At 37.8% G+C, this 12,850-nt stretch carries 15 protein-coding genes and 1 rRNA gene; 9 read left to right on the top strand and 7 right to left on the bottom strand.

Annotated elements, in window-relative coordinates; genetic code table 11:
• The first annotated feature begins 80 nt into the window (after positions 1-80).
• From rrf to accC, 7 genes are all read left to right on the top strand, one after another.
• Positions 81-196 (top strand): 5S ribosomal RNA (rrf, locus tag BMX01_RS07635).
• Between the two features lie 318 nt (positions 197-514).
• Positions 515-1,753, top strand: coding sequence for a paraquat-inducible protein A (locus BMX01_RS07630; RefSeq protein WP_064082247.1), 1,239 nt, complete (start codon positions 515-517; stop codon positions 1,751-1,753).
• 152 nt (positions 1,754-1,905) lie between these two features.
• Entirely contained in the window at positions 1,906-2,730 is an 825-nt protein-coding gene (gene dapD / locus BMX01_RS07625; protein ID WP_064082246.1) for a 2,3,4,5-tetrahydropyridine-2,6-dicarboxylate N-succinyltransferase, read from the top strand.
• A gap of 44 nt (positions 2,731-2,774) precedes the next feature.
• Positions 2,775-3,119: an arsenate reductase (glutaredoxin) gene (gene arsC, locus BMX01_RS07620; RefSeq protein ID WP_064082245.1), complete on the top strand. Its 345-nt coding sequence runs from the start codon at positions 2,775-2,777 to the stop codon at positions 3,117-3,119.
• A gap of 8 nt (positions 3,120-3,127) precedes the next feature.
• On the top strand, positions 3,128-3,562 hold the full coding sequence (aroQ, locus tag BMX01_RS07615) for a type II 3-dehydroquinate dehydratase (RefSeq protein ID WP_010944611.1): 435 nt from the start codon (positions 3,128-3,130) through the stop codon (positions 3,560-3,562).
• Between the two features lie 230 nt (positions 3,563-3,792).
• The gene (gene accB, locus BMX01_RS07610; protein ID WP_064082244.1) at positions 3,793-4,248 is read left to right on the top strand and encodes an acetyl-CoA carboxylase biotin carboxyl carrier protein; all 456 of its coding nucleotides are present in this window, start codon (positions 3,793-3,795) and stop codon (positions 4,246-4,248) included.
• 186 nt (positions 4,249-4,434) lie between these two features.
• Positions 4,435-5,778 (top strand): acetyl-CoA carboxylase biotin carboxylase subunit, encoded by a 1,344-nt coding sequence (accC, locus tag BMX01_RS07605; RefSeq protein WP_010944613.1) that lies wholly within the window; start codon positions 4,435-4,437, stop codon positions 5,776-5,778.
• A 44-nt stretch (positions 5,779-5,822) separates the two neighbouring features.
• On the opposite strand, the gene mobA is transcribed toward accC, so the two are convergent.
• Positions 5,823-6,923: a molybdenum cofactor guanylyltransferase MobA gene (gene mobA, locus BMX01_RS07600; RefSeq protein ID WP_074648029.1), complete on the bottom strand. Its 1,101-nt coding sequence runs from the start codon at positions 6,921-6,923 to the stop codon at positions 5,823-5,825.
• 83 nt (positions 6,924-7,006) lie between these two features.
• On the opposite strand from mobA, the gene BMX01_RS07595 reads away from it, so the two are divergent.
• Both BMX01_RS07595 and dsbA read left to right on the top strand, forming a co-directional pair.
• Entirely contained in the window at positions 7,007-7,276 is a 270-nt protein-coding gene (locus tag BMX01_RS07595; RefSeq protein WP_064082242.1) for a DUF1040 family protein, read from the top strand.
• A 50-nt stretch (positions 7,277-7,326) separates the two neighbouring features.
• The gene (dsbA, locus tag BMX01_RS07590) at positions 7,327-7,965 is read left to right on the top strand and encodes a thiol:disulfide interchange protein DsbA (protein ID WP_010944616.1); all 639 of its coding nucleotides are present in this window, start codon (positions 7,327-7,329) and stop codon (positions 7,963-7,965) included.
• Positions 7,966-8,009: 44 nt separating this feature from the next.
• Here dsbA and ftsN read toward each other — a convergent pair whose 3' ends face one another.
• The 6 genes from ftsN to folP all read right to left on the bottom strand — a co-directional run bounded on the left by ftsN (position 8,010) and on the right by folP (position 12,850).
• Positions 8,010-8,855 carry a cell division protein FtsN gene (gene ftsN, locus BMX01_RS07585; protein ID WP_064082241.1) on the bottom strand — a complete coding sequence of 282 codons (846 nt, stop codon included), beginning with the start codon at positions 8,853-8,855 and terminating at the stop codon, positions 8,010-8,012.
• 118 nt (positions 8,856-8,973) lie between these two features.
• Complete coding sequence (locus BMX01_RS07580) at positions 8,974-9,729, bottom strand: class I SAM-dependent methyltransferase (RefSeq protein WP_064082240.1); 756 nt, start codon at positions 9,727-9,729, stop codon at positions 8,974-8,976.
• Between the two features lie 9 nt (positions 9,730-9,738).
• Positions 9,739-10,419, bottom strand: coding sequence for a M15 family metallopeptidase (locus tag BMX01_RS07575; RefSeq protein ID WP_064082239.1), 681 nt, complete (start codon positions 10,417-10,419; stop codon positions 9,739-9,741).
• Complete coding sequence (gene dapE, locus BMX01_RS07570; RefSeq protein ID WP_074648027.1) at positions 10,400-11,560, bottom strand: succinyl-diaminopimelate desuccinylase; 1,161 nt, start codon at positions 11,558-11,560, stop codon at positions 10,400-10,402. Before dapE ends, BMX01_RS07575 begins: the two co-directional genes overlap by 20 nt.
• An 82-nt stretch (positions 11,561-11,642) precedes the next feature.
• Entirely contained in the window at positions 11,643-11,996 is a 354-nt protein-coding gene (locus BMX01_RS07565; protein ID WP_064082237.1) for an ArsC family reductase, read from the bottom strand.
• Between the two features lie 8 nt (positions 11,997-12,004).
• Positions 12,005-12,850: a dihydropteroate synthase gene (gene folP, locus BMX01_RS07560; RefSeq protein WP_064082236.1), complete on the bottom strand. Its 846-nt coding sequence runs from the start codon at positions 12,848-12,850 to the stop codon at positions 12,005-12,007.

The following is a 12,850-nucleotide window of genomic DNA, read 5'->3' as shown; positions in this document are numbered from 1 at the left end:
GAAATAACAATCAATAGATAACAATCAGTCAATCAATAAATAAACAGACAAACAAAGACAGAATATCATCACCAGAATATTCTGGCGACAACAGTGCAGTGGTCCCACCTGAATCCATCCCGAACTCAGAAGTGAAACGCTGTTACGCCGATGGTAGTGTGGGGCTTCCCCATGTGAGAGTAGGTCATCGCCAGAGATTAATTACGACCCCGTAGCGACTGCTATGGGGTTTTTTGTTGTTTAAGCGAATAAAAAAAGAACAAACAACAAATAACAAATAAGGTAATTGGGTACTAGATAGCTAAAAAATAAAGGGCGTATGAAATACGTATACTAGAATAATATGCGGTTATTTTTAATATAATAAAATACAGAATGTGGCAGGGCAAGATGTGCAGCAACTTTTTGCTTTTTTTGTTAGAATAGCCATAATAATTTTGAAAAACGTTAAAATATGGAATAGCTATAGTTATAGTTAATGAAGAAATAATTAGTAGGCTATCAAGGATACGAAATGAAAATAAATAAGATATTGCATTGTTGTCCAGAATGTCATTCTTTTGTTCAAGTACCTAAATATTTACTATCTGAAATTGCTGTATGTCCTAATTGTCATTATGCTTTGAATGTTGCAAAAAATTGGAGTTTATATCGTTGTTCAATGATTGCTTTGGCAATTTTAATTTTATTACCATTTGCTTTCTATTTTTCTTTAATGACGATTGATTTACTCGGTATTCCTATTCATTCAACAGTTTGGGATGGGACTTGGAAAATGGCAGTTGAGGGTTATCCTTACACGGCATTTATGGTGTTGTTATGTTCAATAGTTTTTCCATTGGTATTTGTTGGGCTGATTTTAACGTTAAGTTTGCAAAAGTTTTTAGGTTATCGGCCTCGTTATACATTAATTTTTTTGTTTAAGATTCAAGAGTGGGTAATGCTTGATGTTTATTTAGTTGCGTTAGCGGTTGCTGCTTTTAAGATTCATGATTATGCCCAGTTAAGCTTTAGTATTCATTTAAGTGCATTTGTGATTGTTACGATTTTAACCACGTTATTATTTATTAAAATTGATTTAAAACAGATATGGGAATATTTTTATCCTGAGTATCATTCATTACCAATAGATCATCCAACTAATCCTGTATTTTGTCCTGTTTGTGAATATTCTTTTGATGAACATATTTTTGATTTAAAGGGAAAACAGCGTTGTCCTCGTTGTGAAAGTAATTTAGCCATTCCAGACAGTGTTAAGTTACAGCGAGTATGGTCGTGTTTGATTGCGGGAGTGATTATGATGATTCCTGCTAATTTATTGCCTATTTCGGTTACACGTTTTGCCGGTACTGTTTCAGCGGATACTCTTTTTTCTGGTGTTATTACATTTATTAATTTGGGTAGTTATATCGTGGCAGCGATTGTTTTTATTGCTAGTATTTTAGTTCCTTTTAGTAAGGTGGTGATTATTTTATATTTGTTGTTAGCTATTCATTATCAATGGAAGCATTCTATTCATTGGCAAATGAAATTACTCCACTATGTGCATTTTGTTGGGCGTTGGTCTATGTTAGATTTGTTCGTATTAGCTTTAATGATGTCGTTGTTAGAGAGAGGGCAAATTTTAAGTTTTTCGGTAGGTGATGCAGCTTTTTTCTTTGGTGGGGCGGTGTTCTTGACTATGATTGCTTCCGCTAATTTAGATGCAAGGATGTTGTGGAGAATTCATTATAGTTATAAAGAAAAGGGCTAGTCTTTTTATTTTGTTAGATAAATAGTGATTTAAGCGGGCAGTTTTGTGGGATTTTTAGCAAAATTGCCCGCTGTTTTTTAGTGGAAAAAGAAGCCTATCTATGTTAAAAAGTGGCTTTATTTATTATTTTTATTGAAGTTAAGGGATAGGTTATGTCTTTACAAGCTGTTATCGAAGCCGCATTTGAACGCCGTGCAGAGATTACACCGAAAACCGTTGATGTAGAAACGAGAGAGGCTATTGAAACTGTGATTGAAAAATTAGATTCAGGTGAATATCGTGTTGCAGAAAAGATAGGTGTTGAATGGGTCACGCATCAGTGGTTAAAAAAAGCGGTATTACTTTCGTTTCGTATTAACGATAATCAAATAATTGATGGTGCTGAAACAAAATATTACGACAAAGTTGCGTTAAAATTTGCTGATTATACGGAAAGTCGTTTTGCTGAAGAAGGCTTTCGGGTTGTTCCTTCTGCAACAGTACGTAGGGGGGCATATATTGCTAAGAACTGTGTATTGATGCCATCTTATGTGAATATTGGTGCTTATATTGGTGAAGGTACAATGGTTGATACGTGGGCAACAGTTGGTTCTTGTGCACAAATCGGTAAAAATGTTCATTTATCTGGTGGGGTAGGTATTGGTGGTGTATTGGAGCCTCTCCAAGCTAATCCAACGATTATTGGTGATAATTGCTTTATTGGTGCACGTTCAGAAGTGGTAGAGGGGGTGATTGTAGAAGAAGGCTGCGTGATCTCAATGGGCGTATTTATTGGCCAATCAACGCGTATTTATGATCGTGAAACCGGTGAAATTCACTATGGTCGAGTGCCTGCGGGATCTGTGGTTGTTTCGGGTAGTTTGCCATCGAAATGTGGTAAATATAACCTTTATTGTGCGGTTATTGTTAAAAAAGTAGATGCTAAGACTTTAGGGAAAGTAGGCATTAACGAATTACTCCGCACGATTGAAGAATAATTCGATTCTGTTAATTTTGATGATTGATCTTATGAGGATTTATTGTGTCATTGACTATTTATCATAATCCCAAGTGTAGTAAATCTCGTGCAACGTTAGCAATCATTCGCGAAGCGGGCATTGAGCCAACCATTGTTGAATATCTTAATACACCATTAACAGTGGCAGAAATTAAACGGTTATTGATGGAAAGTGAATTATCTCCATTCGATGCGATTCGTAAAGAGGTTGACGTATATCAGCAGTATATTGTTAATCAAATGTTGACTGATGATGAGATCATTAAGTTAATTGCTACTTATCCAGCATTATTAAATCGTCCTTTTGTGAGCGGTCCAAAAGGCGTAAAACTTTGCCGACCACCAGAATTAGTTAAAGCGTTGCTATAGGGAAGGGTATGCAAAATATTCTTCTGTTAAATGGCCCTAACCTTAATATGTTAGGAAAGCGAGAGCCACATATTTATGGCGATCAAACTTTATTAGAGATTGAACAACGCTTAAAACAGCAAGCGATTAAACAAGGTTATAATTTGCTATGTTTTCAAGCTAATGGTGAGGAAGCGATCATTAATCGTATTCATCAGGCGTTTGGTAACATTGATTTTATTATTATCAACCCAGCAGCGTTTACCCATACGAGTATTGCAATCCGTGATGCATTGTTAGCCGTTGCTATTCCGTTTATTGAAGTGCATCTTTCAAATATTTGTAGTCGTGAAAGTTTTCGTCATCATTCCTATTTTAGCGATATTTCACAAGGCATCATTTGTGGTTTAGGTCCGAAAGGTTATGATTATGCACTTGATTTTGCAATATCATCTTTAAAATAGTTACGGCAATCAATTTTTTGCGAATAAATAAGACCGCATCATAAACATCGTCAATGTAACTTTTGTTTAAATTACTGCTACGATGAGTCACTAAAATCTGATAATTTCGGCTAATTTGTAATAATTTATTCGCAAATTTAACGAAATTCGGTTAATCTAGGTAACATCTTTTACTCTGCGCAATAGTGCAGAGTTTCTCTTTTTAATTGAATATAAAATGGAATCTCATTATGGATATTCGTGAAATCAAAAAACTTATTGAATTAGTGGAAGAATCAGGTATCACAGAGTTAGAGGTGTCTGAAGAAGAGGGTACTGTACGTATTAGCCGAGCACAACCTGTAACACAAGCACCAATACAATATATGGCAGCGCCACAAGCTGTGCCTGCTTCGCCTGCTGTTGCGACACCTGTTATCTCACCCGCGCCGGTTATTGATGCTGAAGTAAGTGGCCATGCGGTCCTTTCTCCAATGGTTGGCACTTTCTATCGTAGCCCAAGTCCAGATGCGAAACCTTTTGTAGAAGTTGGTCAAACAGTAAATGTTGGTGATGCATTATGTATTGTGGAAGCAATGAAAATGATGAACCGTATTGAATCTGATAAAGCCGGGGTTGTTAAAGCGATCCTAATCGGAGACGGTGAAGCAGTCGAGTTTGATCAAAAGCTTATTATTATTGAATAATTTCTCTTTGCCTCAGTTTATAGAAGAAGATACCTAAAATAGCCAAGAAGTGCAGATAAGCGGTTAAATGTGTTGTTTTTTCTGTAACGGTGTTGTTTTCTTCTTGAACTCGTGATCATTTGGCTAGTTCGCTCGCCCTTGCTAAGGAAGAGCAGATTATTAATTAAAGCATTTCAAGGTATTCCAATGTTAGAAAAAGTTGTCATAGCAAATCGTGGCGAGATTGCGTTACGTGTTTTGCGTGCCTGTAAAGAACTAGGCATTAAAACTGTTGCAGTTCATTCAACCGCAGACCGAGAATTAAAGCACGTTTTACTTGCAGATGAAACCGTCTGTATTGGCCCCGCTCCTTCTGTGAAAAGTTATTTAAATATTCCTATGATTATTGCTGCGGCAGAAATTACTAACGCAGATGCAATTCACCCCGGTTATGGGTTCTTATCTGAAAATGCTGATTTTGCAGAGCAAGTTGAAAAATCAGGTTTTACGTTTATTGGCCCAACGGCAGATGTGATTCGACTAATGGGCGATAAAGTTTCTGCTATTGAAGCCATGAAAAAAGCAGGGGTGCCTTGTGTGCCGGGTTCAGATGGGCCTATTGGTAATGATCCTGTTAAAAATAAAGAGATTGCTAACCGCATTGGTTATCCTGTGATTATCAAAGCATCTGGTGGTGGCGGTGGTCGTGGTATGCGCGTGGTTTATCAAGCAAAAGATTTAGAAGCATCTATTGCTATGACGAAAGCAGAGGCGAAAGCGGCTTTTAATAATGATATGGTGTATATGGAAAAATATTTAGAAAATCCGCGCCATATTGAGATTCAAGTGCTAGCAGATACACACGGTAATGCTGTTTATTTAGCTGAACGTGATTGCTCAATGCAACGTCGCCATCAGAAAGTTGTTGAAGAAGCGCCTGCGCCGGGGATTACACCTGAATTACGTAAGTTTATTGGTGAGCGCTGTGCGAAGGCTTGTCGTGAAATTGGTTATCGTGGTGCGGGCACTTTTGAGTTCTTATTTGAGAACGGTGAATTTTACTTTATTGAGATGAACACGCGTTTGCAAGTAGAACATCCGGTTACCGAAATGATTACCGGGGTCGATTTAGTTAAAGAACAGTTACGTGTTGCGGCAGGTTTACCGATTTCAATTAAGCAAGAAGATATCAAAGTAAAAGGTCATGCTATGGAATGCCGTATTAATGCGGAGGATCCAAATACTTTCTTACCATCACCGGGTAAGATCACGCGTTTACATGTTCCAGGTGGATTAGGTGTGCGTTGGGATTCACATATTTATTCTGGTTATACTGTGCCGCCTCACTATGATTCAATGATTGGTAAGTTGATTACGTTTGCTGAAAATCGTGAAATTGCTATTCGTCGTATGCAAAATGCGCTATCTGAAACTATTTTAGAAGGCATTAAAACGAATATTCCATTGCATAATTTAATTATGGAAGATGAGAATTTCTGCCAAGGTGGGACTAATATTCATTATCTTGAAAAGAAATTAGGTCTCAAATAATAGAATAAATGGTAAGATTTTGTTTAAATCTTACCACTTTTTAATTAGTTATTGAGCCATTGTTGGATAAAATCAGCTATCTTGTCTATTTGATTAATATCTAACAGATTAGTCCGTGCAATTGGATAATCCGTTGCCGTTGCGATCGTCCATTCATCTAATTCAGGCAATGGTTTTTTAATCACTTGTCTATGCAATTGAATTTTTGCAAATTGTTCATCTTTAAAATTTTCCACTAAAATTAAATTAACGGATTCTGGATCAAATTTGGTAATTAATTGTTGAAAATCAACCGCTTGTTGAGGTGTTTCTGTCATTAATGCCCAGCGTTGTTGACAAGCTATTATGGTTGGATTAGCGCCGGCTGTTCGTAATCGATGGCTGTCCTTGCCATTTTTATCTATATCAACACTATGATGTGAATGCTTAATTAAGCCGACTTTTATACCATTAGCGGTCAAAATAGGGATCAATTTTTCCAATAATGTTGTTTTACCGGTGCCACTGTAGCCCGTGATGCCAAGTAGGCGGGGGTGATCAACCCTAGTGGCTGAAATGGCGTTAAATTGTTCAAGATCAGCAAGGCTATTAAAGTTTTGAAAAGCATTTTTTTGATCGGAAAAATCGACGGCGATGCTTTTTTGTGTTTTGAAAAAATGATATAAACGGCGTTCACCATTAGCTAAGTAACTCGCTAAGGTTGGCGTGATAGAACGATGGATCAGTGCAATAGTCGGGTGAGCTTGTTCGCCATCGTGTGCGTAAGCAATGGTTGCTTCATTCATTATCAAGCTGTTGGTTAGTTTAGTGACAAGATTTTTAGGTAAGAAAGGAGTATCACACGGGACAAATAATAAATACTCACTGTCAATCTTTTCAAAACCACTTAATATACCGCTTAATGGGCCTTGAAAATCAGCAATTTTATCTGAATAGTATGTAAGTTGCGGATAAAGTTGCTGATAGGTGGCAAATGAGCGGTTAATATTGAGATAAATTGTGCAAACTTGTGGCGTTAATCTCGCTAAAATATGTGAAATGAGTGGTTGTTGGTGTAATAAGCAAAGGCCTTTTTCATTACCATTCATTCGGCGAGCAAGCCCACCGGCAAGAATAACCGCAGAAAGTTGACTGATTTGTGCCATTTTTTATCCAAATTTTGCAAAAATAAAATGAAAAGTATATGATTCCTATGCAATTTGAACAAGGTTTTTTAAGGAACTAAAAGGTGAAATCTAAACGTTTGGAAGAATTACTTGAATTGTTAGATGAACATTGGCATAAACATCCAGGTTTACATCTGATTGATATTTTACAACAATTATCAGTAGAAGTCGGTGAACCAGATAATTATCCGGCATTACGAGATGAAGTGCTTATTTATCAATTAAAAATGCGTAATGCAGAAAAATATGAACCCATTCCCGGTTTAAAGAAAGATTATGAAGATGATTTTAAAACGGCTTTGTTACGAGCACGTGGAATTTTAAAAGATTAATCAGGTCAAACAAGGGTGATTTACCCACTAATTTATTTTAAGGAACACTAATGAAAAAATTTGCATTAAAATCAACATTAATTGCGTTATCTGCATTATTTAGCATTAATTCGACCGCTTTAGCGGCTGATCCTGTTGAAGGAAAAGAGTATTTGCAAATTAAGCAAGCACCTTCAGCACAAAAAGAAGTGATTGAGTTTTTCTCTTTTTACTGCCCACATTGTTATGATTTTGAATTAACATATAAAATTCCAGCACAAATTAAGCAAGCGTTGCCTAACGATGTAAAATTAGTGCAATATCACATTAATTTTTTAGGTGATCAATCTGCTAATTTAACACGAGCTTGGTCATTAGCAATGGCATTAGGCGTTGAGCATACCGTAAAAAAACCATTATTTGAGGCTGTGCAAAAAGATGCGGTAAAATCGATGGAAGATATAAAAGCTATTTTTGTTGCAAATGGTGTGAAGGTAGAAGATTTTGATAATGGCATTAATAGTTTTGCTGTGAACGCGTTATTCAATAAGCAAGTTAAATTAGCGGAAGACTTTAAAATTAGTGGTGTTCCGGTCTTTTTTGTGAATGGCCAATATCAACTTAATTTGAAGGGGTTTGCTGATTCAAAATCAAATGATGAGTTTATTAAACGTTATGTTGATGCTGTAACATTCTTAGTAAACAAATAAAATCAGTGAGTATAAAAAAGCTCAGCATTTGCTGAGCTTTTTTGTTACATTGAAATAATCACACATTCTGCCATGGGCTCTACATTAGCTTGTGCATTCACGGCAGCATTTCGATCATTAAAAGGGCCGACAATAACACGGTTCCACGTTGCACTAGCATTAATACGCGCATTAAAACCTAATATTGTAAGTCGTGCCTGCATATTTTCAGCTTGTGCTTTATTTTTAAACGCGCCACATTGTAAACCAAATTGACCATTTTGATGGGCTGGTTTTTCTATAGGCTTCGGTTGAACTTTGGCCACTTTAGCCGTTTCGATAGGCACTTCGTTCTTTTGAGGCTGTTCTTGTTGCTTTTTTAATTCCGTTTGTTTAGGTTTTGCTTCGTCAGTTTTGGCAATCTTCTCTTGCTCAACCGTTTTTGTGGTTTCAGCTTGTTCTACGGAATGGTTGACTGCAACAGTTTCTGTTGGTGTAATTGCGGTTACTTTTTCTGTTTGTTCTTCTTGCGCAGGGTTTTCCGCATTTAAACGTGCCGCTTCTTGTCTAAGCCTTTCTTCAAGTTGTTGTTTTTGTTTGGCGGATAATTGTGCTAATTTTTCTTGCGATTTTTCGCTGTTATCTGTTAAGACTTCACGCGTTTCTAAATCACGAATATAGCTATATACTTCTTCAGGGCGAGTTGGTAATGTGGGTAGTGATGGTGAAGAAAGTGTTTTATTTTTGTTAATTTCAACCGGTATTGCTGTAGCAGGTGCATGTTCTTTTAATAACCATAGTGCCATACTGCCACCGAATAAAATAAGAATAATGATCACTGAAATTAAAATTAAAGATCTACGAGGCGTCTTTTTCTTGCTTAAACGGACTGCATAATCATGTTGTGTCACGGTATACCTACTACTATTATATTGCTATTGAAATGAAAAATGTAAAAACTATAATCGTACTAGAAAAATCTGGTTTTGCCTAGAACTTGCACCTAAGCGGTGCATTTTTAAATAAAATTTACCGCTTTTGGGGCGGAGAAAGATAAATATCAAAGCGATGATTTTTCGTTTTTTGTGAGAAACTCGGGCGTTGCTCAGCAAGCAGTGGAGCATAATCAGGTCGTTTGACGACAACCCGTTTAGTTGCCAAAGCTTTGGCAGGGAGTAAAAATTGATCAGCATCTAGATCTGCTCCGACTAAATGTTGAAACACGCGCATTTCTTTTTTGACTAATGCGCTTTTTTGTTTGTGTGGATACATTGGATCTAAATAGACTACATCAGCAGATTGGGTGGTAGTGTCCAATTGAGCAATGTTGTGGACATTAGCTAACTGCGTTCGTTGTTGCATAAATTCGCCGATTTCAGAGTCAAGATAAGCCCTGGTTAAGCCATCTTCTAATAATGCGGCTACAACGGGGTGGCGTTCTACTAGCGTAACTTTACATCCTATCGCGGCTAATACGAAAGCATCTCGCCCAAGTCCTGCGGTTGCGTCAATTACGCTAGGTAAATAATTGCCCTTAATACCGACTGCTTTAGCGATCGCTTCACCTCGACCGCCGCCAAACTTACGGCGGTGTGCTAGTGTACCATCTACAAAGTTGACAGCGATTGCACCTAATTTGGCTTCGTCTAATTTGCGAAGCTCTAAACGTGTATCAGTAAGCACTAAGGCTAATGAGGCTGATTTATCGTGTACAAGTTGCCATTTTTCGCAAATTTGCTGAAATTTGGCGGTGTTTGAGGATTCGTTGATCAGTTGAATTGTCATATTAGTGGTTTATTTTAGCTGGCTAAACAGTTCGCTGAAGTGATTGAGTAAGCAATTTTTACCTGCAAGCGGTTCATTTTGCCACGCTGTTTGTAGCATTGTTTTGGTGAATATTTTTTCATATTGAGTAGCAATCGGGTGGTAACTTAGATGCCAAGGTTCTTCGCCAACTTGGCTATTTTGTATTCCATCAAATGGAAAATAGAAACCAAAGCTAGCGGTATGTTGATGTAGCCATTTGATGAGGGGGACAAAGTAACCATTGCTTTGATATTCCCAGGGTTCAAGCTGTAAATGTTGGCCTTGAGGTAATAAATCAGGATCAAAAATATCAATTTCAGTTCCCCAATGATGACGGCTTGCTCCTGGCACGGCGGACCAACGTAATATTGCTTTAATTTTGGCTAAGTCAGTTAGGGTGGTTATATCAATTTGTTTGCCAGCGTCATTATGTATTTTACGTTTGCCATTGAACTTAGCATTCCAAATCAGCATTTGCCGGTTAAAGTCACGATATGTTGATGCGGGTTGTAAATTAAAACCTGCTTGTCTGGCGGCGTGTTGTAAACGTAAGAAAGCGGTGACGACTTCAGCTTGCAAATAATGGTTAACAGAAATTGGATTTGGTAAGGCAATAAGATGATTGCGCGCTTTACCTGTTAAGATTTGATCAATATTTGTGTATTTCATTGGCGTGAATTATGTTAATAATTGTTTCTAAAATTTGGTAGTAAATCTGACCGCATTTTGCCAAGTCTTCGGTACTGACACATTCATTGACTTTATGAATAGTCGCATTAAGCGGGCCAAATTCAACGACTTCGGCGCCCATTAGTGCAATAAAGCGCCCATCTGAAGTCCCGCCACTCGTATCTAAACGAGGTGTGTGTTTAGTAATGTTTTCGACCGCTTGTATGGTCGCATTGACTAATTTGCCTTCGCTTGATAAGAAAGGCTTACCGGATAAATGCCAGTGAATGCGATATTGTAATCCATATTTGGCTAACATTGTGGCGACAGTTTGTTTGATTATTTGATCATTAATTTCCGTGCAATAACGTAAGTTAAATTGTAGGTATAGCTCACCTGGAATAACATTATTATTGCCTGTGCCTGCTTTAATGTTGGCTATTTGTAAGCGTGTCGGCGGAAAGAAAGTATTGCCATTATCCCATTTATAGGTTGTCAATTCATTTAAAAACGCTAGCGAAGTATGTATCGGATTTTGCGCTAAATGAGGGTAAGCGACGTGCCCTTGAACACCTTCAATATATAACTCCGCAGTGATTGATCCACGCCGTCCGTTTTTAATTATATCGCCTAAGTATTTGCTGCAAGAGGGTTCACCAATGACCGCATAATCTATTTTTTCATGGCGTGCCATTAAGGTTTCTACTACTTTGGCGGTGCCATCTTTGGCAGTGGCTTCTTCATCTGAGGTAATTAATAAAGCAATTTTACCGGAATGATTTGGATACTTTCGTACAAAATTTTCTGCAGCAATAACTAAGGCCGCTAATGACCCTTTCATGTCGGCGGCACCACGACCATGCAACATTTCATCAACAATTATGGCGGAGAAGGGAGGATATTGCCATTGTGCCGAATCGCCTGTTAGCACGACATCTGTGTGGCCTGCAAACACAATACAAGGATCACCATTACCGTGCGTTGCCCATAGGTTGAGGGTGTCACCAAATGGCATCCATTCAAGTGTAAATCCTACCGCGGCAAGCCGTTGGCTAATTATTTGTTGGCAGCCTTTATCCTGTGGACTAATCGATGGATTGCGGATCAGCTGTTGGGCAAGTTCAATAATATTATGTTTCACACGGTTTCCTTTTGTAACCGCTAGTAAGCGGTTGAAATGTTGCAGAGGTTTACCTTTGTTGTTCAATTATTTTTGGATGCGGTTAAATATGGTTTATTAAGCGTTGATAGTCTTGTTCATTAAAGCCAATCAACGCAATATCGTCTTTAATTACAATAGGGCGTTTAATCAAGGTAGGCTGTTGTTGTAACAGTTGTAAAGCGGTTGAACGATTCAAACTATTTTTGAGTTGTTCATCTAAGTTTCGCCACGTTGTTGAACGTTTGTTAACTAATGTTTCCCATCCAAATTTGGCTTCCATTTGTGCAAGCCATTCGGCATCTAAGCCATCTAGGCGATAATCATGTAATTGTGGTTGCTGATTATTTGCTTGTAACCATTTGAGCGCTTTTTTCACTGTATCACAATTTTTGATACCATAAACGAGAGTTTTCATATATTTCCTTATTCACAATCTTGCATTGCTTGCCAAACTTTTAATGCGTCTGCTGTTTCTGCTACATCGTGTACACGAATAATGCGTGCACCATGTTGTACAGCTAATAATGCTGCGGTTATTGATCCTGCTGTGCGTTGTTCAACGCTTTTGCCTGTTACGGCGCCGATCATTGATTTACGGGATAAACCAGCAAGCACAGGAAAGCCTGAATAGGCGAAGGCTTTTAGGTGTTTTAACAGAATATAATTGTGTTGAACAGTTTTACCAAAGCCAAAGCCGGGGTCAAGTATAATATGTTGTTTGGCAATGCCTGATGTAATGCATTCAAAAATGCGTTGATTTAAAAAATCGCTGACTTCTGCTAGCACATCATCATATTTGGGGCGCTGTTGCATAGTTTGTGGATTACCTTGCATATGCATTAAACAAACGGGTAACGCTAGTTTGACTGCGGTTGTTAATGCCTGTGGTTCTGTTAAAGCGCGAATATCATTTAAGATATCAGCCCCTGCCTTTGCGGCTTCTTCAAATACGGTGGCCTTTGAGCTATCCACTGAAATTAAACAATCAAAACGTTTTCTGACCGCTTCAACTAGTGGAATAACGCGGTCTAGCTCTTCTGCTAGGCTAATAATTTGTGCGTTGGGGCGGGTTGATTCTCCGCCGATATCAATAATGTTGGCCCCGTCATTTAGCATTTTTTCTACTTGTTTAAGGGCTTTGTCAAGAGAGAAGAATTGACCAGAATCAGAAAATGAATCGGGCGTAAAATTCAAAATGCCCATAATTTGTGGCTTAGTTAAGTCTAATAAGCGGTCTTTTTTTTGATAATTTTTGAAGTGGATTTGCAT

The sequence above is a fragment of the [Haemophilus] ducreyi genome, from assembly GCF_900109315.1.
GTDB lineage: Bacteria > Pseudomonadota > Gammaproteobacteria > Enterobacterales > Pasteurellaceae > Haemophilus_B > Haemophilus_B ducreyi.
The sequence above is the reverse complement of the archived record's forward strand: the minus strand, read 5'-3'. Positions and strand labels throughout refer to the sequence as shown.

Bases quoted from the DNA above. Each gene is read 5' to 3' on its own strand.
- mobA (WP_074648029.1), bottom strand. From the start codon at position 6,923: ATGGCACAAATCAGTCAACTTTCTGCGGTTATTCTTGCCGGTGGGCTT.
- BMX01_RS07630 (WP_064082247.1), top strand. From the start codon at position 515: ATGAAAATAAATAAGATATTGCATTGTTGTCCAGAATGTCATTCTTTT.
- dsbA (WP_010944616.1), top strand. From the start codon at position 7,327: ATGAAAAAATTTGCATTAAAATCAACATTAATTGCGTTATCTGCATTA.
- accB (WP_064082244.1), top strand. From the start codon at position 3,793: ATGGATATTCGTGAAATCAAAAAACTTATTGAATTAGTGGAAGAATCA.
- dapD (WP_064082246.1), top strand. From the start codon at position 1,906: ATGTCTTTACAAGCTGTTATCGAAGCCGCATTTGAACGCCGTGCAGAG.
- folP (WP_064082236.1), bottom strand. From the start codon at position 12,850: ATGCAAATCCACTTCAAAAATTATCAAAAAAAAGACCGCTTATTAGAC.
- accC (WP_010944613.1), top strand. From the start codon at position 4,435: ATGTTAGAAAAAGTTGTCATAGCAAATCGTGGCGAGATTGCGTTACGT.
- BMX01_RS07565 (WP_064082237.1), bottom strand. From the start codon at position 11,996: ATGAAAACTCTCGTTTATGGTATCAAAAATTGTGATACAGTGAAAAAA.
- aroQ (WP_010944611.1), top strand. From the start codon at position 3,128: ATGCAAAATATTCTTCTGTTAAATGGCCCTAACCTTAATATGTTAGGA.
- BMX01_RS07580 (WP_064082240.1), bottom strand. From the start codon at position 9,729: ATGACAATTCAACTGATCAACGAATCCTCAAACACCGCCAAATTTCAG.
- BMX01_RS07575 (WP_064082239.1), bottom strand. From the start codon at position 10,419: ATGAAATACACAAATATTGATCAAATCTTAACAGGTAAAGCGCGCAAT.